Here is a 21,995-nt window from a genome sequence, read left to right as displayed (position 1 = left end):
GGGTTCACCTCAAAACGAGTATAGCAGATGGGCTGCTCTTCGAAAAAGGTGGAAAGGAGTGGCAGATGTGAAAAAGATTCTAATAGTCGATGATCAACAAGGCATCCGCCTGTTATTGAAGGAAGTTTTCGAGAGGGATGGATACGAAACCTGGATTGCGGGCAGCGGCAAGGAAGCGCTGGAGCTCACTGAAAGCAGGTGCCCCGATATCGTGCTGATGGACATGAAAATGCCCGGGATGGACGGTATCGAGTTGCTGAAACGGCTGAAGAGCCGCAATCATGAGTGTAAAGTGATCATGATGACGGCTTACGGCGAAATGGGCGTAATCGAAGAATCGATGAACTGGGGCGTCATGGGCTATTTCACCAAGCCTTTCGATGTTTTTGAACTGCGCGATGCCGTCCGTGAGGCAATCGGCGGTTAAATAGGCACTGAGTGGCGAAACAGCGCCATTTTTGATATAGTGAAAAAGATATTGGGCTTGTGCCTACCCTGAGGAGGAAGAATTGTAATGCCATTGGTTTCGATGAAAGACATGATGATAAAAGGTAAGCAAAAAGGTTATGCCATCGGGCAATTTAACTTGAACAACCTGGAATTTACGCAAGCGATCCTGCAGGCGGCGGAGGAAGAAAAATCCCCGGTCATCTGCGGCGTCTCAGAAGGTGCAGCACGCTATATGGGCGGATTTACGACAGTTGTACATATGGTGAAAGGCCTGATGCACGATTACAATATTACAGTTCCGGTCGCTATCCATTTGGATCACGGTTCCAGCTTTGAAAAATGCAAAGAAGCGATCGATGCAGGTTTCACATCGGTCATGATCGATGCCTCGCATCATCCATTCGAAGAAAATGTTGAAATTACGCGGAAAGTGGTCGCGTATGCACACGCTAGAGGCGTTTCCGTGGAAGCGGAATTGGGCATAGTCGGCGGCCAGGAAGACGATGTTATCGCAGAAGGCGTCATCTATGCAGATCCGAAAGAATGCCAGATGCTCGTCGAACAGACAGGCATCGATTGCCTGGCGCCGGCGCTTGGCTCGGTTCACGGACCGTATAAAGGGGAACCGAACCTTGGATTCACCGAGATGGAAGAAATTTCACAGCTTTGTGATGTGCCGCTCGTTTTACACGGCGGAACGGGCATCCCGGTGAAAGACATCAAGCGTGCGGTGTCACTTGGCACATCGAAGATCAACGTCAATACAGAAAGCCAAATCGCCGCTACACAAGCAATCCGTGAGAAATTGGCATCAGATGCAGATGTCTACGATCCACGGAAATACTTGACGCCGGCGCGCGATGCGATCAAAGCGACCGTCATCGGGAAAATGCGCGATTTCGGAAGTTCACAGCAAGCACATTCATAAAACGGGCAAGAGAGGCGAATCCGTCTCTTTTTCCACATACAGGAGGAAACCACAGATGAAATTTTTCATTGATACAGCCAATTTTGACGAAATTAAAGAAGCACATTCCTGGGGCATTCTCTCGGGCGTGACGACCAACCCATCATTAGTCGCAAAAGAGAAAAATGTCTCGTTCCATGACCGTTTGAAAGAAATCGCCGACCTTGTCGACGGATCGATCAGCGGCGAAGTCATCGCACTTGATGCAGAAGGCATGATAAAAGAAGGCCGCGAACTGGCTGAACTTGCGCCGAACATCACAGTGAAATTGCCGATGACGCCGGAAGGTTTGAAGGCTTGTGCAGTTCTTGCAGGCGAAGGCAAGAAAGTCAATGTCACCTTGATCTTCAGCGCCAACCAAGCACTTCTAGCGGCACGCGCCGGAGCAGCATATGTTTCCCCGTTCCTTGGGCGCCTGGACGATATCGGGCACAACGGCATGGATTTGATTGCGCAGATCGCTGAGATTTTCGCGATCCACGACATCGATTCAGAAATCATCGCCGCTTCGATCCGCCACCCGCAGCACGTGACGGAAGCAGCGCTTAACGGCGCGCACATCGGCACGATGCCGATGAAAGTGCTTGAAATGATGTTCAAGCATCCGTTGACGGATAAAGGCATCGAAGCATTCCTGGCCGATTGGGAAACCCGCTCTGTGAAATAAGGCTGACAGGGAAAAGGAGAAATACAATGGACGTTTATAAAATCAAAGGCGGCAAACGCCTGTCCGGAACGATTAAAGTCAATGGCGCTAAAAACAGTGCCGTCGCTTTGATCCCGGCTTCGATTTTGGCGAATTCGCCAGTATCGATTGAAGGCTTGCCGGAAATTTCCGATGTTTGGACATTGAAAAGTATTTTGGAAGAAATTGGAGGTTCCGTCACATTCGAAGACGGCGTCATGCAAATTGACCCGACTGACATGGTCGACATGCCGCTGCCGAACGGCAACGTCAAGAAATTACGGGCTTCCTATTATATGATGGGAGCGATGCTCGGCCGTTTCAAACACGCCGCAATCGGCTTGCCGGGTGGCTGCTTCCTTGGGCCGCGCCCAATTGACCAGCACATTAAAGGCTTCGAAGCGCTTGGCGCGAAAGTGACCAATGAGCATGGGGCGATTTATTTGCGTGCCGATGAATTGCGCGGCGCGAAAATCTACCTGGATGTCGTCAGCGTAGGCGCGACAATCAATATCATGCTCGCGGCCGTTCGCGCGAAAGGGCAGACCGTCATCGAAAATGCGGCGAAAGAGCCGGAGATCATCGATGTCGCGACTCTCCTCACAAATATGGGCGCGAAAATCAAAGGCGCCGGCACCAATGTCATCCGCATCGAAGGCGTGGATGAATTGCACGGTACCAATCACACAATCATCCCTGACCGTATCGAAGCGGGCACATTCATGATCATGGCAGCCGCTGCAGGCGACGGCGTGACGATCGATAACGTCATACCTTTCCATATGGAGGCCTTGACGGCGAAGCTCCGTGAAATGGGCGTCGATGTCCAGGAAGACGAGGAATCGATCTATATCCCGAAAACCGAGAACTTGCAGCCGATCGATGTGAAAACCCTCGTCTATCCAGGGTTCGCAACCGACCTGCAGCAGCCGTTCTCGGTCTTGATGACACAAGCGCATGGCTCTTCGATGATCACCGACACCATTTACTCGGCGCGCTTCAAGCACATCGATGAGTTGCGCCGCATGAACGCGGTCGGGCGCGTCGAAGGGCGTGCTGCAATCCTTACCGGGCCGACACCGCTGAATGCGGCGACCGTTGTCGCCTCCGACCTGCGCGCAGGCGCGGCACTTGTGATCGCCGGATTGCTGGCGGAAGGCGAAACGGAAGTGCGGGAAATCTATCACATCGAACGCGGCTATTCGAACATCATCGAAAAGCTGCGCGGGCTTGGCGCCGACATCCGTCGGGAAACGATCGACCCGGTGGCGAGCGGGAAGTCCGACCTCAGTTCCGAAGTGAATTGACTCTCTAACGGCATTTGCATATATGCTACAATGTAAAAGGCATATACAAAGATTGAACGGAGGAAAATGAATTATGGAACGAAGTCTTTCGATGGAGTTAGTGCGGATTACAGAAGCGGCAGCAATCGCCTCTTCAAAGTGGATGGGCCGCGGTTTGAAAAATGAAGCGGATGATGCGGCTACCGAAGCGATGCGCACTGTATTCGACACGATTCCGATGCGTGGAACCGTCGTCATTGGCGAAGGCGAAATGGACGAAGCACCGATGCTCTATATCGGTGAGCAACTTGGTTCAGGCGATGGCCCTGAAGTTGACGTTGCGGTCGACCCTGTAGAAGGCACGAACATTGTCGCTGCAGGCGGCTGGAATGCAATCGCCGTTTTGGCCATCGCGGATCGGGGCAATCTGCTCAATGCACCGGATATGTATATGGATAAAATTGCGGTCGGTCCCGAAGCTGTCGGCAAAATTGACATCAATGCACCGGTCATCGATAATTTGCGCGCAGTCGCTAAAGCGAAAAACAAGGATATCGAAGACGTTGTAGCCACCATTATCGACCGGCCGCGCCACGCGCAGATCATCAAGGAAATCCGCGATGCGGGAGCACGCATCAAATTGATTACGGACGGTGATATCGCCGGCGCCATCAATACGGCTTTCGACCAAACGGGTGTCGATATCCTGTTCGGGATCGGCGGGGCTCCGGAAGGGGTCATCTCTGCTGTCGGCTTGAAATGCCTCGGCGGTGAATTCCAAGGCAAGCTGGTCCCTCAAGATGAAGAGGAAAGACAGCGCTGCATCGATATGGGCCTTGATGTCGACAAAGTATTGATGATGGATGATTTGGTCAAAGGCGATGATGCCATCTTTGCGGCGACAGGGATTACGGACGGAGAACTTCTTCGCGGAGTCCAGCTGAAAGGTTCATTTGCTGAAAGCCATACTTTGGTCATGCGTGCAAAATCCGGCACGGTTCGTTTTGTCGAAGGGCGCCACAGCCTCAAGAAAAAACCGGATCTCGTCATGAAAGATTGATTTCCATACTCCAAAAATGAGTCCGGCATTATGCCGGGCTCCTTCTTTAATGACTCCAGAACAAGTGAAATTCCCCAGAAATCTCGAAACTAATGATAAGTGTGGTGTCCAACTAGATGGCAACGATGACAATCTCTGCATTGGAAAATATGACGCTCAAAGAGCTTTATAACCTGGCAAAAGAATACAAGCTGAACAATTACAGCAAACTGACGAAAAAAGAATTGATTTTCGCCATTCTGAAAACCCGTGCGGAACAAGAAGGCTTCTTTTTCATGGAAGGCGTCCTAGAAATCATCCAATCGGAAGGCTTTGGGTTCCTGCGCCCGATCAATTATTCCCCAAGTTCCCAGGACATCTATATTTCCGCTTCCCAGATCCGCCGGTTCGACCTCAGAAACGGCGATAAAGTATCGGGGAAAGTCCGACCGCCAAAAGAGAATGAGCGCTATTTCGGGCTGCTCCAAGTAGAAGCCGTCAATGGCGAAGACCCGGAAGTCGCAAAAGAACGCGTCCATTTTCCAGGCTTGACGCCACTGTATCCGGATCGCCACATCCGCCTGGAAACGGGGCCGGAACATTTATCGACACGCATCATGGATCTCGTATCCCCGGTCGGCTTTGGCCAGCGCGGCTTGATTGTTGCACCGCCAAAAGCCGGAAAAACGATGTTGCTAAAGGAAATTGCCAATGCGGTAACGACGAACCATCCGGAAGCGGAACTGATTGTGCTATTGATCGATGAGCGGCCGGAAGAAGTGACGGATATCGAACGCTCGGTCGACGCCGATGTAGTGTCTTCGACTTTCGATGAAGTTCCTGAAAACCATGTCAAAGTGGCCGAATTGGTTCTCGAACGCGCCATGCGCCTTGTCGAACATAAACGCGATGTCGTCATCTTGATGGATTCGATCACTCGGCTGGCGCGTGCTTATAATCTAGTCATTCCACCGAGCGGCCGCACGCTGTCCGGCGGGATTGACCCTGCCGCATTCCACCGCCCGAAACGCTTTTTCGGTGCCGCACGCAATATTGAAGAAGGCGGCAGCTTGACGATTCTTGCGACAGCACTTGTCGACACGGGATCGCGCATGGATGAAGTCATCTATGAAGAGTTCAAAGGAACCGGCAATATGGAGCTGCATCTCGACCGCAGCTTAGCCGAGCGCCGCATTTTCCCGGCGCTCGACATCCGCCGCTCGGGCACGCGCAAGGAAGAATTGTTGATGGCTCCGGAACAACTTGATAAACTATGGACAATCCGCAAAACCTTTTCGGATTCCCCTGACTTCACGGAACGTTTCATGAAGAAGCTCGGCAACTCGAAGACCAACGAAGAGTTCTTCAGCCAATTGCCGAGAGATGGGAAACCATCGCGCACCCCGCGAAAGTCGATTTGATTGCTTGCAAAGAACTTCAGGTTTTGATATGATTATAAGAGTGAAACGAAATAGTACTATTGCATATACGGCCTAACGAGCCGTGTAAGGCAATAGGCAAAATAGATTAAACTCTGTTCCAGATGGTTCAGGGCGGGAGGAGAAAATATTATGAAAACAGGTATTCACCCAGAGTACAAAAAAGCAACAGTGACTTGCTCATGCGGCAACTCATTCGAAACAGGTTCAGTAAAAGAGAACATCAACGTTGAGCTTTGCTCAGAATGTCACCCATTCTATACTGGACGTCAAAAATTCGCAGCTGCAGATGGCCGCGTAGACCGTTTCAACAAAAAATACGGCCTCAAAGAAGAAATCAACAACTAAGTCACTATTATACCCGTCCGTCGCGAAAACGCCGGATGGGTATTTTTTTTGTTAAGGAACCGAAAAAAGCAATTACATAGCAGAAAAATGATAGGCACACCCGCTATTTTTGGTATGATATTAACAGCAAATGTTTGAAAGGGGTCTCCACTATGTACGTCATGAAACAGACCGGATGGGTCGAGTTGATCTGCGGCAGCATGTTCTCCGGAAAATCGGAAGAACTGATCCGCCGCATCCGCCGCGCGCAGTTCGCCAAGCAGAAAATTGCGGTATTCAAACCGAAATTGGATAACCGCTACAGCGAGGAAGCGGTCGTTTCCCATAACGGGACCACTGTCATTGCCTTGCCGATTGGGCATTCGGGCGAAATGAAAGATTATATAACCGACGAATTCGATATTATCGCCATCGATGAAGCGCAATTCTTCGATATGGAAATCGTCGACCATGTGCAAAAATTAGCCGATCACGGCTTCCGTGTCATAGTCGCAGGCCTGGACCAGGATTTCCGCGGCGTGCCGTTCGGACCGATGCCGTCCCTTCTATCGATTGCAGAGCAAGTGACCAAGCTGCAGGCCGTCTGCACAGTCTGCGGATCTCCCGCAAGCCGCACGCAACGCTTGATCGACGGCAAGCCTGCCGGTTCGGATGACCCGATCATTCTAGTCGGAGCTTCCGAAGCCTACGAACCGCGCTGCCGCCATCACCACGAAGTCCCAGCCGGCGTTACGGTTACGGAATAATTTAATTTTAGAAAGCGTCAATTGGTGCAAAGGAGCTTTCTATATAAACAAATCATAAATGTCGAGAAGTTAATGGACTTAAACTTTTATTGGATCTACTGATAAAAGATATGGAGCTAAATAGTGCAGACTCCTGGGGGATTAGCGAAGTACTGAAATCCATTCGGGCGCCTGGCCCGAATTAGTTCAGTGCAAGCACCCCCGGAAAGCCAGCTATTTCGCGGAATATCGGGAACAATGAAATCTTATGCAGAGAATTATCAACTTTATATAGAAGAAACTAGAGGTGAAAACAATGTTTGACCGTTTACAGTCTGTCGAGGACAGATACGACCGTCTCAACGAAATGTTGAGTGACCCGGATATCGTCAGCGATACAAATAAGCTGCGGGATTACTCCAAAGAACAATCCGAACTGCAGGAAACTGTGGAAACTTATCGTGAATACAAGGACGTCCAGGCGCAGTTGGCTGATTCCAAAGCCATGTTTGAGGAAAAAATGGATGCCGATATGCGTGAAATGGTCAAAGAAGAAGTCGCGGAACTCGAAGGGCGTTCAAAAGAACTGGAAGAGCGCCTTCACATCCTGTTGATTCCGAAAGACCCGAACGATGATAAGAACGTCATCATGGAAATCCGTGGAGCAGCGGGCGGCGACGAAGCGGCCTTGTTCGCAGGCGACCTGTTCAAGATGTATTCGCGTTTTGCGGAAGCCAATGGATGGAAAGTCCAGATCATGGACTCAAACCCGACGGAAATCGGCGGATTCAAAGAGCTGGTCTTCATGGTGACCGGCAAAGGCGCTTATTCCAAACTGAAATACGAGAACGGTGCCCATCGCGTACAGCGTGTTCCTGCCACCGAATCCGGCGGACGCATCCATACTTCGACAGCGACGGTCGCTTGTTTGCCGGAAGTGGAAGAAGTCGAAGTCGACATCCACGATAATGACATCCGTGTCGACACCTACGCCTCATCGGGGGCTGGGGGACAGTCGGTCAATACAACGATGTCAGCGGTGCGCTTGACGCATTTGCCGACGAATATTGTCGTTACCTGCCAAGACGAGAAATCCCAGATCAAGAACAAAGCGAGCGCCATGAAAGTGCTGCGTGCCCGCGTCTATGAAAAATTCCAGCAAGAAGCACAGGCGGAGTATGATTCCGTGCGTAAATCCGCTGTCGGTACAGGTGACCGTTCAGAGCGCATCCGCACATACAACTTCCCCCAAAACCGCGTAACGGACCACCGCATCGGACTGACTATCCAGAAGCTGGACCAAATCCTGCAAGGCAAGATGGATGAAATTGTTGACGCCCTGGTGATCGATGAACAATCAACGAGGATGGAGAGCTTGAACAATGAACAAAGTTGAGACCTTAACGACAGTGGAATTCGTCTATCAAGCCTTGGAACAAGCGGCCAGCTATTTAAAGCGATACGGCCGTGAAGAAACACCTGCCCGCATTTTGCTGCAGCATGAACTGGGAGTGGATTACTCCGGTTTGGTCGCTGCTATGCGCGATAAGATCGAGGATCGCCAATTTGCATCTTATTGGGCCAATATCGAAGAATTGATTGAAGGCGTACCGGTACAGCATTTAACTGGCGTTGAACAGTTTTATGGAAGAACCTTCCAAGTTTCGCCGGCCGTCCTTATTCCACGGCCAGAAACAGAGGAACTAATCGAAGAGACCTTGAAGTTAAAACGTGAGCTATTCGGCGCGGAAGAAGTGCAGGCAGCTGATATCGGAACAGGCAGCGGAGTCATCGGGATTACCTTGAAATGCGAATTGCCTGAAGCGGAAGTGATGGCAACGGATATTTCCGAGGAAGCCTTGTTTATGGCTGAACGTAATGCCGAAATCTTGAATGTGGATGTCCATTTTACGAAAGGGGACATGGCGGCGCCGCTTGCGGGGAGAAAATGGGATATTATCCTGTCCAATCCACCGTATATCGCGCATCACGAAGCTTCAGGCCTAGCGGATACTGTCCGCGAATTCGAGCCGCATGAAGCTTTGTTCGCGGATCGCAACGGGCTCGCGGCCTATGAAACATTGGCGGGGCAAGTGCCAGGATTGATCAGCCGCCCAGGAATCATCGGGTTGGAAATTGGCAGCAGCCAAGGCGCTGCTGTCACGGAATTATTCCAAAAAGCTTTGCCTGATGCCCGTGTCTATTGCAAGAAAGATATCAACAAACACGACCGCATGGTATTTTGTATTTTAGAGTAATTTGTGTATAAATCGCCTGATGTTAAGGGGTGTTATCCACAAAATGTGGATATTATCGCCAAAACCTTATTGTACTGGAGATGTTTAGGTGGAAACGAAAACAATTCTTGTGGATGAACATGTGAACAACGATGAAAGTTATGCACAAGCTGTGGATTTCATCCGCGGAGGGGAAGTCGTGGCATTCCCGACCGAAACCGTTTACGGCTTGGGCGCGGATGCGATGAACGCGACCGCTGTCGATAAAATTTTCGAAGCGAAAGGCCGACCGACCGACAATCCATTGATTGTTCATGTGGATTCCAAAGAAACCGCCTTGGAGTATGTCGAAGATGTTCCGGAAAAAGCCCTGCAATGCATGGATGCTTTTTGGCCGGGTGCACTGACGTTGATCATGCAGGCGAAACCGGATACCTTTGCTTCTAACGTTACAGCCGGTTTGCCGACGGTAGGGATTCGCGTGCCGAATCATCCCGTTGCGTTGAATTTATTGAAGCGTTTGAAGCAGCCGGTCGCAGCCCCAAGTGCCAATACGAGCGGAAAACCGAGTCCGACCTTGGCTGAGCATGTCTATTTTGACATGAATACCAAGATCCCGCTCATTCTGGACGGTGGGCCGACACAAGTCGGCATCGAATCGACGGTGCTCGACATGACGAGCGCCCCTCCCGTCATCTTGCGCCCTGGGCAAGTGACAAAAGAGCAATTGGAAGAAGTGATCGGGACTGTCCGCCTATCTTCCGAGACAAAAGGCAATACACCGAAATCACCGGGCATGAAGTATGCCCATTATGCACCACAAGCGCCACTTTACTTGATTGAGCACAATACGAAGCTGATCGAGAAAGCGATCGACCATATCCATAGCAAGAAGAAGAAAATCGCCGTACTGAGCCGGGAAGATTTCGAAACGGCGGATTATTGCTTCCCGCTCGCTGTGGATAAGTTATACGACAGCCTCCGGAAATGTGACCAGACGGATGCTGATCTGATCTTGGCTTGCGTATTGCCGGAAAATGAAGATGCTGCCCTGATGAACCGCCTGGAAAAAGCGGCGGACCATAAATGGTTCAGCTGACTCCAGCAAATGAATTAGATGACAGCATGCAAGGCCACTGGGAAATTTCCAGTGGTTTTTTTGTTTAAAATTGAGGGGAGAGGAAGTGGAAAAAAGAAAGGAATTGAGATTCCGCTCCAAGGGCCACGCTTAGGGCTCGCAGGATGCGAGTCATGTAGCTGAAGCGACAGGACGTCGCGTTATCAGCTGCCCGGGAATGGGGCGGGCGTCGAGCCAATGTGCCGCAAAGAGCGCGACACATTTGTCTCGCCAGACCCGCGCTGTCCCTCCGGCGTCGTCCCCTTTTCGCTCCATCTCTAGTTTTAGAAAGTAAGTCAAATGCATCTGGCGCTGGCATTAGTGGGAATACTTTTGTTCTGCTTCGTAAGCCCAAATTGAATAGCTCTGGCGACTTAACAACTATCAAGTCTAGCTAGGCGTCCCCACCAGCGGATGAAAACAACTAACAATGGTAATTCTTACATGAAAAATCCAATGAAATCTAAAAGCCGAACCGCGCACAAGGGCGAGCCGAAGCAATGAGACAAGTGTTCTTCTTGGCTCATGGCGGGAGGTCAGCCCCAAGCGAGAGGCGGCTAGTTCGTGATGAAATGTTTAATAGACAACACATCTCGCTATCAAGCCCCATTAAGCGTCTCCTCCAGCGGATGAAAACAATTAACAGTGACATGTCTTCGCACGCAATATCCAGTGGAATTTAAAAGCCGAACCGCGCACACGGGCTAGCCGACGCAATAAGACAAGTGATCTTCTTGGCTTATTGCAAGAGGCATGCCCAAAGTGGGAGGCGGCTACTTGGCGAAGCGAATTTCATTGAGCAATCCGTCAAACTCTCAAGTCCAGCTGTCCAGCTATCCACAAAAACTGCTGCACATTACAGCCCAATCCGCATCCATACAATAGCTTGATGAAATGCGGTATAATAATAGGCAGACACACGCTATCTGGAGAGTTCACTGAACGCAAAAGGCAGCGACACAGAAGCTTGGATAAGGGGGGATTGGATGAGGATTTTATTCGTCTGCACAGGGAATACGTGCCGCAGCCCGATGGCCGAAGCAATTGTGCATACCCGTTCCATCGACGGGGTGGAAGCGCGTTCGGCTGGGATTTTCGCTGGGCAAGCGCCGTTGTCAGCCAATGCACAGAAAGTATTGAGCGAGCAATCCATCGAATTCGACCATGTATCGAAGCCGCTGGACCCGCGCGATGTGGAATGGGCGGAATTGATTTTGACGATGACGCATTCACACAAGATGGCGCTCATGCAATACTATCCGGAAGTAGCGACGAAGCTGCACACCGTAAGGGAATTCGCGGAAGGCTCGACGGGGGATATCAGCGACCCATATGGCGGGTCCCTCGATGATTACCGCAGGACATATCGGGAGCTGGAGCAATTGATCGATAAGCTGGTAAAGCAATTAGGCATCGCGTGAAGGAAGAGAGCTGACCAAGGCCATAAATGCATGTGCTTCGGGACAGCTCTTTTTCGATTGCCTGGCAAAAGGATGACAGTTGCAGAAACCGGGCATGAGGAAGTAACATGGAACTGTTCAAAAATGTTAGAATTAAATAAAAGCGGCTGCGCTGATTTGGGTGCTGCCCGCTAAATGAAAACGAAAAGAGGGTTAATCATGAAAATAGCGATTTCTTCAGACCACGGCGGCAATAACCTGCGCAAGGAAATTGTCAATCTACTGAACGAGATGGGCATTGAATACAAGGACTTCGGCCCGCAGACGGACGATTCCGTCGACTATCCGGATTATGCACAACCGGTAGCGGAAGGTGTCGCAAGCGGCGAGTTCGATAAAGGCATCTTGATTTGCGGCACAGGGATCGGCATGTCGATTTCCGCCAATAAGGTGAAAGGCATCCGCTGTGCACTCGTCCATGACGTATTCAGCGCAAAAGCGACGCGTGAACACAACGATTCGAATGTCCTCGCGATGGGCGAGCGTGTCATCGGGCCGGGCCTCGCGAAAGAAATTGCGAAAACATGGCTGACGACCGATTTTGAAGGCGGGCGCCACGAAAACCGCGTCCAGAAAATCAGCGCACTCGAAAACTAAGGAGGAGTAAGCATGCAAAGCTTATGGCAGTTGCAGCTTGAAGAAGTTCTCAGCGAATTGGAGCAACAGATTGCGTTCAAGGAAGGCCAATTATTCGTCGTCGGCTGCTCGACTTCTGAAGTGGCCGGTGAGCGCATCGGCACAGGTGGCGGGCTCGATATAGCGGAAAGCTTATATGAGCCGCTGCGCGTGTTCGCAGAGCGGCATGGGTTATTTTTGGCGTTTCAAGGTTGCGAGCATATCAACCGCGCGCTGACGATTGAGCGGGCAGCTGCCGAACGCTATGGATTGGAGCCGGTATCGGTGGTGCCTGTGGCGAAAGCAGGCGGCTCGATGAGTGCTTACGCCTTCATGACTATGAACGACCCGGTCGTCGTCGAGGAAATAGCTGCCCACGCCGGAGTGGACATCGGGCAGACGATGATCGGCATGCATTTAAAAAGAGTCGCCGTTCCGGTGCGGACTTCTGTTAAACTAATAGGGGAAGCGATCGTATCGAGTGCGACGACACGGCCGAAATTGATCGGCGGTATCCGTGCGAGCTATGATCGCCAGGTTCTTCAATCACGGGAGGGAAAGACAGATGGAATTGATTAAGGCTCAGGATCAGGCAGTATATGAAGCAATGAATGCGGAAAAAGAACGCCAGGAAGCGAATATCGAGTTGATCGCATCGGAAAACTTTGTATCCCAGGCAGTGATGGACGCACAAGGGTCCGTGTTGACCAATAAATACGCAGAAGGCTATCCGGGCAAACGCTATTACGGCGGTTGTGAATTTGTAGATGTAGTGGAAAATATCGCACGTGACCGCTTGAAAGAGATTTTCGGCGCAGAGCATGCGAACGTCCAGCCACACTCAGGTTCACAGGCGAATATGGCTGTATACACAGCGATGCTTGAACAAGGCGATACCGTCCTTGGCATGAACTTGAACCACGGCGGGCATTTGACGCACGGCAGCAAAGTCAACTTCAGCGGCATGCAGTATAATTTCGTCGAATACGGCGTCGACAAAGAGACGCAATTGCTTGATTACGAAGCGGTTCGACAGGCTGCTCTTGAGCACAAGCCGAAAATGATCGTCGCCGGCGCCAGTGCTTACTCACGTACATTGGATTTTGCGAAATTCCGTGAAATCGCCGATGAAGTCGGCGCGTATCTGATGGTCGACATGGCGCACATCGCAGGGCTTGTTGCAACCGGTGCCCATCCGAATCCAGTGCCTCATGCACATTTTGTTACTTCCACTACCCATAAAACGTTACGCGGCCCTCGCGGCGGCTTGATTCTTTGCAAAGAGGAATTTGCGAAGAAAATCGATAAAATCATCTTCCCTGGCATCCAGGGCGGCCCATTGATGCACGTTATCGCGGCGAAGGCTGTCGCTTTCGGCGAAGCCCAGCAGCCAGAGTTCAAAGATTACATCGACCAGGTCGTCAAAAATGCGAATGTCTTGGCTGATAGCTTAACGGCTGAAGGCGTTGATATCGTTTCCGGCGGAACAGACAACCACTTATTGTTGCTTGATCTCCGTTCGCTTAACCTGACGGGCAAAGTCGCGGAACATCTGTTGGATGAAGTCGGCATCACGACCAATAAAAACACCATCCCGTTCGATCCGGAAAGCCCATTCGTCACATCCGGCATCCGTCTCGGAACGGCAGCTGTCACTTCCCGCGGTTTCAAAGAGGAAGAAATGAAGGAAATCGCTTCAATCATGGCGCTACTATTGAAAAACCCTGAAGATGAAGCCGTGAAGAAGGAAGCGGCTGAACGTACAGCAAAATTGACAGCTGCCCATCCTTTGTATAAATAAGCAGCCGGTTATCTAGATGAATACAGAAATGAATAAAGCCGCCGCATGCATAGGCGGCTTTTTTTCACCATACATAACGAAGAAAAATGGGAGGGACGCGTATGCATCAATATGAAATCCAGGAAGACCGCAAAGTGATCATAGATTGGCTGCGCCGTCTCGGGATCGAATTCCACACGAGTTTTGTCGTCGTGAACCCTGAAATTCCCGATCATCCGATTGCTTATGCCAATGAGGCGTTTTTTGAAATGACCGGTTACAGTGAAGAGGAAGTTATCGGAAGAAACGGTAAATTCCTCCATGGCGTAAAAACTGATGCCGACACAGGAATCCGGATCCGAGAAGCGACAGCCTCGTCGCAGCCAGGCATTTTTGAAATCGTCAATTACCGAAAAGACGGGACACCTTTCTGGAACGAGATCACGGTCCAGCCCTTGGCATTTCCCGAACGATCTTTGCGTTACACTTTAATGCTCCAACGGGATATCAGCGACCGCCGGCGGGCAGAAACTTTGATTGAGCTGCAGAAGGAAACGTACAAAGGCATTGAAAAAGGCCATATGCTTGGCATGCTCCTTCAGAACATCTGCGAAACGGCTGAATCGTTTTTCCTCGACGGTTCACGCTGTACGGTCCTCTTGGTGGACGAGGCGAAGCGTTTCCAGGTGGGCGCAGCGAAATCGATGCCGGACGAATTCTCTCAAGGGATGCGCGGCTTGGAAGTAGCGGCTGATGCCAGCCCGTGCGGAGCGGCCTATCTGCGCCAGGAGCCCGTCATTGTCGAAGATGTGGCAAAAGATGCGCTTCTTGGCAGCCTGCAGGAGCTTCTCGATGAATTTGGCATCAAAGCGATTTGGTCCGTTCCCATTTCCAATGGCCAGGAAGAAACTATCGGCACGTTCGGGATCTATTTCCCTTCGGTATTCAAGCCTTCGGAAAAAGACCTGGTCTTCATGGAAGAAATTGCGTCGATCGTTTCGTTGGCGGTTAAGTTTTCACGCCAGCAGGAAGAGATCCTGCGCCTTGCTTATATTGATGAGGAATCAGGCTTGCCGAACCGCCATTATTTCCGTACCGAACTGGAAGAGTTGCTTCAGGAGGGGAAGGAAGGTTTTGTCGCGTTTATCTCAGCGGATGAATTCATTAAAATCAGCGACCAATATGGCCATAAGGCAGGCAACGATTTGTGCCGGGAGCTCGGCCGCCGACTGGTACTGGCAGGAGGCGCCGGGGAAAAGCTGGTCGCGCGTTTTTCCGATTCGCGCCTGTCACTCTACAGCACCATTCCGTTGACGCGTGCGCCTGAATTCCTGGAGGATATCTTAAGCAGCTTACGGGAACCGGTGTCGATTGGCGAAATGGATTTGTTTCTGACGGTCAAAGTGGGGGTGGCGATCGTCACCCCGGCACAGCAGAATGCAGAGGAGCTGGTGCGCTGTGCCGACAGCGCTTTATCGAAAGCGAAAGAGCGCATCGGCGAGGCTGTCTGTTATTTCGAGAATGAACAAGACGAAGTGATGATGCGCGACCTGCGCGTGGCCAATGCTCTGACGGTGGCGCTCAAACGCAGTGAAATCAGTGTCTTCCTGCAGCCGAAAGTGTCGCTCGAAAGCCGGAACATCCTTGGATTTGAAGCGCTGGCCCGCTGGAAGTCGCCGGAACTCGGGGAGATTTCGCCCGCTATTTTCATTCCGGCAGCGGAAAAGAACGGGAAGATCCGCCAGCTTGAGCAGCATATCATCGAGCAAGTCCTGGCCTGGCTGAAGAAACGCCAGGAACAAGGCCTTGAGTTGCGCCAAGTGGCAATCAATATTTCGGCTGAACATTTTTTCCACCATTCCTTTGTCCCGCATCTGGTGGACGAGGCGAAAAAATTCGGCGTGGACCCCAAATGGATCCAGCTGGAGATCACCGAGCGTATCGGCGTCGTCGACATCGATACGGCCGGGACGGTATTCAACCAGCTGAAAAAATATGGCTTCGCGACATCCATCGATGATTTTGGCACCGGCTATTCGTCGCTCAGCTATTTGCAGAAGCTGCCTGTGGAAGAAATCAAGATCGATCGCTCCTTCGTCTCCAATATGGATGAACACGGAACGCGCGCGGTCATCCGGACGATCATCCAGTTGGCGGACAATCTGGGGCTTCGGGCAGTCGCGGAAGGCGTCGAAACTGAAGGCGACCGGACGCTATTGCTCGAGATGGGCTGTACCATCGCCCAAGGCTTTCTGTTCCACCGGCCGATGCCGCTCGATGAAGCGCATCTCCTCTAACCAGGGCCTCTGCCCTGGTTTTTTATTTGCGTATGGAAGTTGACTGAATAATCCTAATGCAGGGGGGAAGCTCTAAAGCGGTTCATTTTCTGTTATACTGTTTAGGAAAATGTATGAAAAAGGAGAGATACACTGTGGGAAAAGTATTCGTTTTTGATCATCCGTTGATTCAGCATAAACTGACGTACATCCGCGACAAATCGACTGGAACAAAGGAGTTCCGTGAATTGGTCGACGAGATTTCGACATTGATGGCGTTTGAAATCACGCGCGAGCTTCCGCTTCAGGAAATCGACGTGGAGACACCAGTGCAAGTCGCCAAGTCGAACGTTCTGGCCGGGAAAAAATTAGGCATCGTGCCGATTTTGCGTGCAGGGATCGGAATGGTTGACGGCGTCCTGAAATTGATTCCGGCAGCGAAGGTCGGGCATATCGGCTTGTACCGTGACCCCGAAACCTTGCAGCCAGTGGAATATTATTTCAAAATGCCATCCGATGTTTCCGAGCGCGAATTGATCGTTGTCGATCCAATGCTTGCAACAGGCGGCTCTGCGATTGAGGCTGTCAATTCCTTGAAAAAGCGTGGCGCGACAAAAATCAAGTTCATGTGCATCATCGCAGCTCCGGAAGGCGTGGAAGCTTTGCAAAAAGCGCATCCGGATGTCGATATCTACATCGCGGCACTTGATGAGAAGCTGAACGAAAAAGGTTATATCGTACCTGGCCTCGGCGATGCCGGAGATCGCTTGTTCGGAACAAAATAAGAAAGCGGGTTGATCAGCAGTGACGAAAAAATGGAAAGTGATGACGATTTTCGGTACACGTCCGGAAGCGATTAAAATGGCGCCGCTCGTTCTGGAATTGCAGAAGCATCCAGAGACGATTGAACCGCTTGTGACCGTGACAGCGCAGCATCGGCAAATGCTTGACCAGGTGCTCGAAACATTCGGCATCACGCCAGACTTTGATTTGAACATCATGAAGGACCGCCAAACCTTAAGTGACGTCACCGTACGGGCCATGCAGGGCTTAGATGATGTGATGAAGGAAGCGAAACCGGATATTGTACTGGTCCATGGGGATACGACAACGACATTTGCGGCAAGTTTGGCTGCTTTGTATAACCAAATCTCAATCGGGCACGTAGAAGCCGGGCTCCGGACCCACAATAAGTACTCTCCTTTCCCGGAAGAGATGAACCGCCAATTGACAGGCGTCATGGCGGACATCCACTTTGCGCCGACCGAAAAGTCCGCGCAGAACCTGCGTGATGAAAACAAAAAAGAAGAAACCATCTATATTACGGGCAATACAGCGATCGATGCCTTGCAGACCACGGTGCGTGATAATTACCAACATCCGGTGCTCGATAAAATCGGCAACGACCGCATGATCCTATTGACCGCCCACCGCCGTGAAAACCTCGGCGAACCGATGCGCAATATGTTCCGTGCCATCAAGCGCCTGACCGAAGAGCATGATGACATCCAAGTCGTCTATCCGGTCCATATGAATCCGGCCGTCCGTGAAGTAGCGGATGAAGTGCTCGGGCGCGACCCGCGCATCCATTTGATCGAGCCGCTCGAAGTATTGGATTTCCATAACTTCGCCGCCCAGTCTTACTTCATCCTGACCGATTCAGGCGGGGTGCAGGAAGAAGCGCCGTCTCTCGGAAAGCCTGTCTTGGTATTGCGTGATACGACGGAGCGCCCGGAAGGCATCGATGCCGGAACCTTGAAGCTTGCCGGTACGGACGAAGAAACGATTTACCGCCTCGGCAAGGAATTGCTGACGGATGAAGCTGCCTATGAAGCGATGTCTCAAGCATCGAACCCATACGGCGACGGGAAAGCATCCCAGCGGATCGTGGAAGCTTTGCATAAGTATTTCGGCGAGCTGTAAGGAGGCAAGGGAGGGGAGAGCTCAAAGGACGTCGAGTTCATAGCTTAGCTTCCATTCGGCTGCCTCCGCTTTTCTTGGTGTCTAGCTCCGGCAGCCAGACCCTCGAGGTCACAAGCCACTTTGCTTATGCGGCAAAAGGCGCCGCGTCAGCAAATCGTCTTGTGCTTGTCGGGTCTAAACGGCTGCCTCCGCTTTTCTTGGTGTCTAGCTCGAGCGCCTAGCTCCTCGGGTCATAAGCCGTTCCAGCATTGCGGCAAAGGGCGCCGCATTGCTGATCCGTCTTATGCCTGTCGGAGCTGGACAGGCGCTCTCGCTTTTCTTATTGTCTAGCTCGAGCGGCCTGGCTCTCGGGTCGCAAGTCAACTTCCCTGTGCGGCAAAGGGCGCCGCTTCGGGAATCTGCCTTGCGCCTGTCGAGCCAGATCGGCCGCTCTCGCTTTTCTTGTAACAAATTTGTCAATCGTATGTCGGCGGGTTTTAGCTTGTGAAGTTTTTCACTACATGTAATTGACATGATTTTACCCCTATTGTATGCTTACAAAGGGTCTGCATGAGAGGGTTTTCATACATAATGGATGTGCTATTGAAAGCCGGATGCGACTGCTCTTTTATGGGCGTGAATGTCAAATCATTATGAATTTCGAGGGGTTTATCATGCACCCGAAAAAAAGTCCCTTACAAGCAATGGCGATTTATTCGGCCATTCTCTCGCAACTTGTCGGGTCCGTACTAATCGGGGTCTTTACAGGGATGTGGCTTGATGAGCGCTTCGGAACCGCCCCGCTCTTTTTGATCATCTGCCTGCTCACCGGACTTAGTGCCGGGATCTGGGCGATGCTTCAGACCGTCCGAAAATTCGAATCAGGAGACATGTGAAAAATGGATGGACTTCAAGAGATCTATAAAAGATTGAAGAGGCTGATGTATTTCATCCTCGCCGCGTTCGTTTTAGGGTGGGGAGTCACTCCGTATCCGGAAGTGTTTGCGGGCTTGATCGTCGGATCTCTGTTCGGCATTTATAATATGTGGATCCTGGTCCGGAGAATGGAGAAGTTCGACCGGGCGGTAACGGAAGGCTCGAAAGTCCGTTCTCTTGGAACGGCATTACGGTTCGCATCAGGTGTAGCCGTTGTGGCGATCGCTATTTTGTTCGCCGAACATATACATTTGGTCAGTGCGGTAATCGGGTTGATGATCCCTTATGGTCTCCTTTTAGTGGAGCGGATCGTTTATCACATGAAACACCATTAATGAAAGTGGAAAGAGAGGTGAATTTATCGTGGATCATGGCGCTCCAATGCTCGAGGTGTTCGGAATCTGGTTCAACCTATCGAACGTTATGATGCTGCTTGTAGCCGCTCTTATTGTGTTCCTTATCGCATTCTTCTCAACCCGCAACTTGAAGCTGAAGCCGACAGGCATGCAGAACTTCATGGAATGGGTCATGGACTTTGTGAAAGGAATCATTAAAAGCAACATGGACTGGCGGGATGGCGGACGATTCCATATCCTTGGAATTACGCTGATCATGTTCATCTTCGTTTCGAACATGCTTGGGCTCCCATTTGCTGTTGTCGTCAACGGAGACCTGTGGTGGAAATCACCAACAGCGGATCCAGTCGTGACAATGACATTGGCTGCAACAATCATCATCTTGAGCCATTATTATGGTATTAAGCTGAAAGGCTTGAAAGGCTATAGTTCAGATTTCCTGAAACCGATGCCGTTCTTGTTCCCGCTTAAAATCATTGAGGAATTCGCAAATACGCTGACACTCGGTCTGCGTCTTTACGGTAACATCTACGCTGGTGAGATCTTGCTTACTTTGTTGGCAGGGCTTGCTTCAGCAAGTATCTTCGGATTCGTCGGCGCAATCTTGCCGATGATGGCATGGCAAGGGTTCTCGATCTTTATCGGGGCTATCCAAGCGTTCATTTTCGTTATGTTAACGATGGTTTATTTATCGCATAAAGTCAGCGAAGACCATTGAGTATAAACTGCCTTCGGGCAAAACAAAAAACAATTATCCTGAGGAGGACATTTTAAAATGGGTTTATTAGCAGCAGCAATTGCAGTAGGACTAGCAGCACTAGGTGCAGGTATCGGTAACGGACTTATCGTTTCAAAAACAGTTGAAGGTATCGCTCGCCAGCCAGAAGCACGCGGCGTTCTTCAAACAACAATGTTCATCGGTGTAGCTTTGGTCGAGGCATTGCCGATCATCGCCGTAGTTATCGCGTTCATCGTAATGAACCGTTAATTTCGAAAAGCGAAAGTGCCTGTTCAGCTCTGACAGGCGTAAGGCGAACCAGCGAAGCGGCGTTCTTTGCCGCACAGCTGGGTTGACTTATGTCCCGAAGAGCTAGGCACTGGAGTCTAGACATCGCGAAAAGCGGAAGAACTAGACAAAGCAATTTATTACTGAAAAGCTAAATGGCGAGAATGCTCCGGCATGTTTTTCGCCATTTATGCTTGTATGATGCATTTTGGATTTCGACAGCACATCTAACGATTTAAGCAGTATATATAATAGAAGAAAAAGTATTTTAGGCTCTTGAAGGGAGTGAAACAATCGTGTTTTTTGATCACCTCGTACTCGGTGCAACCGGGGAGTTTTTGAATATTGGAGACATCATCGCAACATTGGTCATCTTTTTGCTCCTAATGGTCCTGTTGAAGAAATTTGCGTGGGGTCCATTGATGGGCGTTATGCAGCAGCGTGAAGATCTGATCGCAAGTGAGATCGAAACTGCTGAAAAAAGCCGTCAGGAATCACAGCAAATGCTTGAGGAGCAGCGCAACCTTTTGAAGGATGCCCGCAACCAAGCGCAGGAAATCGTTGAGAATGCCAAGAAGCAAGGCGAAGTTTCTCGTGAGGAAATCATTACGACAGCGCGTGCTGAATCTGCCCGCATGAAAGAATCGGCAGTGGCAGAAATTGCTAACGAACGCGAAAAAGCGATCGCAGCAGTTCGCGAAGAAGTTGTAGCTCTGTCCTTGTTGGCAGCTACGAAAGTATTGGACAAGGAAATCTCTGAGGAAGACAACCGTCAGTTGATTAACGAAACGATTGCGAAGGCAGGCGAAGTGCAATGAGCCAAGTCGCTGAGCGCTACGCATCGGCATTATTCCAGGTAGCCAAAGAACATAATGTGACTTTGGAAATCGAACAGGATCTCCGTGAAGTACGTAAAGTATTCAAGCTGACTCCTGAACTATACCAATTGATCGTGTCACCGAAACTTTCAGCTGAAAAGCGTACCAACCTCATCAACGAAGTTTTCCAAGGGGCTAACCCTTATGTCGTGAATACACTTCAGATGCTCGGTGAACGCAGACGCATGAACGAAGTCAGTGATATGACCCAAAGCTATATCAAGCTTTCCAACGAAGAGCAGGGAATTGAAGATGCAACTGTCTATTCCACCCGTCCATTGACGGAAGAAGAAACGGCATCCCTTTCCACAGCTTTCGCGAAAAGCATCGGCAAGAATTCTTTACGGATTGAAAACGTAATCGACCCATCATTGATCGGTGGATTGCGCCTTCAAATCGGGAACCGCATCTATGACAGCAGCGTCAGCACGAAACTTGCCCGCCTGCAGCGTCAATTGATCGGCTAATTTATGAAATTATGAGAGGGTGAAAT

At 50.7% G+C, this 21,995-nt stretch carries 24 protein-coding genes; all 24 read left to right on the top strand.

Translation table 11 applies throughout. The features are described from left to right. Window positions 1–67: 67 nt before the first annotated feature. Window positions 68–427, top strand: a complete 360-nt coding sequence (locus tag BBI15_RS12845) for a response regulator (RefSeq protein WP_068870077.1) — start codon at window positions 68–70, stop codon at window positions 425–427. Between the two features lie 87 nt (window positions 428–514). Beyond that, window positions 515–1,378 carry a class II fructose-bisphosphate aldolase gene (locus tag BBI15_RS12840; protein ID WP_068870075.1) on the top strand — a complete coding sequence of 288 codons (864 nt, stop codon included), beginning with the start codon at window positions 515–517 and terminating at the stop codon, window positions 1,376–1,378. 55 nt (window positions 1,379–1,433) lie between these two features. Then, entirely contained in the window at window positions 1,434–2,084 is a 651-nt protein-coding gene (gene fsa / locus BBI15_RS12835) for a fructose-6-phosphate aldolase (RefSeq protein WP_068870073.1), read from the top strand. 26 nt (window positions 2,085–2,110) lie between these two features. Further along, window positions 2,111–3,409 carry a UDP-N-acetylglucosamine 1-carboxyvinyltransferase gene (locus BBI15_RS12830; RefSeq protein WP_068870071.1) on the top strand — a complete coding sequence of 433 codons (1,299 nt, stop codon included), beginning with the start codon at window positions 2,111–2,113 and terminating at the stop codon, window positions 3,407–3,409. 73 nt (window positions 3,410–3,482) lie between these two features. Further along, window positions 3,483–4,448, top strand: coding sequence for a class II fructose-bisphosphatase (gene glpX, locus BBI15_RS12825; RefSeq protein ID WP_068870069.1), 966 nt, complete (start codon window positions 3,483–3,485; stop codon window positions 4,446–4,448). Between the two features lie 116 nt (window positions 4,449–4,564). Further along, window positions 4,565–5,848 carry a transcription termination factor Rho gene (rho, locus tag BBI15_RS12820; protein ID WP_068870068.1) on the top strand — a complete coding sequence of 428 codons (1,284 nt, stop codon included), beginning with the start codon at window positions 4,565–4,567 and terminating at the stop codon, window positions 5,846–5,848. 150 nt (window positions 5,849–5,998) lie between these two features. Then, on the top strand, window positions 5,999–6,214 hold the full coding sequence (rpmE, locus tag BBI15_RS12815; RefSeq protein WP_058382951.1) for a 50S ribosomal protein L31: 216 nt from the start codon (window positions 5,999–6,001) through the stop codon (window positions 6,212–6,214). A 152-nt stretch (window positions 6,215–6,366) separates the two neighbouring features. Next, window positions 6,367–6,960 carry a thymidine kinase gene (locus BBI15_RS12810; protein WP_068870066.1) on the top strand — a complete coding sequence of 198 codons (594 nt, stop codon included), beginning with the start codon at window positions 6,367–6,369 and terminating at the stop codon, window positions 6,958–6,960. A gap of 295 nt (window positions 6,961–7,255) precedes the next feature. Next, window positions 7,256–8,335 (top strand): peptide chain release factor 1, encoded by a 1,080-nt coding sequence (prfA, locus tag BBI15_RS12805; RefSeq protein ID WP_068870064.1) that lies wholly within the window; start codon window positions 7,256–7,258, stop codon window positions 8,333–8,335. Then, window positions 8,322–9,197: a peptide chain release factor N(5)-glutamine methyltransferase gene (prmC, locus tag BBI15_RS12800; RefSeq protein WP_068870063.1), complete on the top strand. Its 876-nt coding sequence runs from the start codon at window positions 8,322–8,324 to the stop codon at window positions 9,195–9,197. Before prfA ends, prmC begins: the two co-directional genes overlap by 14 nt. Window positions 9,198–9,285: 88 nt before the next feature. Continuing rightward, a complete protein-coding gene (locus BBI15_RS12795; protein ID WP_068870061.1) occupies window positions 9,286–10,275 on the top strand; it encodes an L-threonylcarbamoyladenylate synthase in 990 nt (329 codons plus the stop codon). Between the two features lie 1,004 nt (window positions 10,276–11,279). Then, window positions 11,280–11,714, top strand: a complete 435-nt coding sequence (locus BBI15_RS12790; protein WP_068870059.1) for a low molecular weight protein arginine phosphatase — start codon at window positions 11,280–11,282, stop codon at window positions 11,712–11,714. A gap of 198 nt (window positions 11,715–11,912) precedes the next feature. Beyond that, window positions 11,913–12,350, top strand: a complete 438-nt coding sequence (rpiB, locus tag BBI15_RS12785) for a ribose 5-phosphate isomerase B (RefSeq protein WP_068870057.1) — start codon at window positions 11,913–11,915, stop codon at window positions 12,348–12,350. Window positions 12,351–12,362: 12 nt separating this feature from the next. Further along, window positions 12,363–12,947 carry a TIGR01440 family protein gene (locus BBI15_RS12780; RefSeq protein ID WP_068870055.1) on the top strand — a complete coding sequence of 195 codons (585 nt, stop codon included), beginning with the start codon at window positions 12,363–12,365 and terminating at the stop codon, window positions 12,945–12,947. Beyond that, the gene (gene glyA / locus BBI15_RS12775) at window positions 12,934–14,169 is read left to right on the top strand and encodes a serine hydroxymethyltransferase (RefSeq protein WP_068870054.1); all 1,236 of its coding nucleotides are present in this window, start codon (window positions 12,934–12,936) and stop codon (window positions 14,167–14,169) included. Before BBI15_RS12780 ends, glyA begins: the two co-directional genes overlap by 14 nt. Window positions 14,170–14,270: 101 nt before the next feature. Next, the gene (locus BBI15_RS12770) at window positions 14,271–16,445 is read left to right on the top strand and encodes a bifunctional diguanylate cyclase/phosphodiesterase (protein WP_068870052.1); all 2,175 of its coding nucleotides are present in this window, start codon (window positions 14,271–14,273) and stop codon (window positions 16,443–16,445) included. Between the two features lie 134 nt (window positions 16,446–16,579). Beyond that, window positions 16,580–17,209 (top strand): uracil phosphoribosyltransferase, encoded by a 630-nt coding sequence (gene upp / locus BBI15_RS12765; protein ID WP_058382961.1) that lies wholly within the window; start codon window positions 16,580–16,582, stop codon window positions 17,207–17,209. Window positions 17,210–17,228: 19 nt separating this feature from the next. Continuing rightward, window positions 17,229–18,347 (top strand): non-hydrolyzing UDP-N-acetylglucosamine 2-epimerase, encoded by a 1,119-nt coding sequence (gene wecB / locus BBI15_RS12760; RefSeq protein ID WP_068870051.1) that lies wholly within the window; start codon window positions 17,229–17,231, stop codon window positions 18,345–18,347. A 653-nt stretch (window positions 18,348–19,000) separates the two neighbouring features. Next, window positions 19,001–19,222 (top strand): AtpZ/AtpI family protein, encoded by a 222-nt coding sequence (locus BBI15_RS12750; RefSeq protein WP_068870047.1) that lies wholly within the window; start codon window positions 19,001–19,003, stop codon window positions 19,220–19,222. Between the two features lie 3 nt (window positions 19,223–19,225). Continuing rightward, a complete protein-coding gene (locus tag BBI15_RS12745) occupies window positions 19,226–19,597 on the top strand; it encodes an ATP synthase subunit I (protein WP_068870045.1) in 372 nt (123 codons plus the stop codon). Between the two features lie 28 nt (window positions 19,598–19,625). Continuing rightward, the gene (atpB, locus tag BBI15_RS12740) at window positions 19,626–20,336 is read left to right on the top strand and encodes a F0F1 ATP synthase subunit A (protein ID WP_068870044.1); all 711 of its coding nucleotides are present in this window, start codon (window positions 19,626–19,628) and stop codon (window positions 20,334–20,336) included. 57 nt (window positions 20,337–20,393) lie between these two features. Next, window positions 20,394–20,606 carry a F0F1 ATP synthase subunit C gene (atpE, locus tag BBI15_RS12735; protein ID WP_008433003.1) on the top strand — a complete coding sequence of 71 codons (213 nt, stop codon included), beginning with the start codon at window positions 20,394–20,396 and terminating at the stop codon, window positions 20,604–20,606. A gap of 314 nt (window positions 20,607–20,920) precedes the next feature. After that, entirely contained in the window at window positions 20,921–21,442 is a 522-nt protein-coding gene (gene atpF, locus BBI15_RS12730; RefSeq protein WP_068870042.1) for a F0F1 ATP synthase subunit B, read from the top strand. Then, window positions 21,439–21,969 (top strand): F0F1 ATP synthase subunit delta, encoded by a 531-nt coding sequence (locus BBI15_RS12725; protein WP_068870041.1) that lies wholly within the window; start codon window positions 21,439–21,441, stop codon window positions 21,967–21,969. The genes atpF and BBI15_RS12725 overlap by 4 nt, the downstream gene beginning before the upstream one ends. Window positions 21,970–21,995: the final 26 nt, after the last annotated feature.

It is taken from the genome of Planococcus plakortidis, from assembly GCF_001687605.2.
Taxonomy (GTDB): Bacteria; Bacillota; Bacilli; order Bacillales_A; family Planococcaceae; genus Planococcus; species Planococcus plakortidis.
The sequence above is the reverse complement of the archived record's forward strand: the minus strand, read 5'-3'. Positions and strand labels throughout refer to the sequence as shown.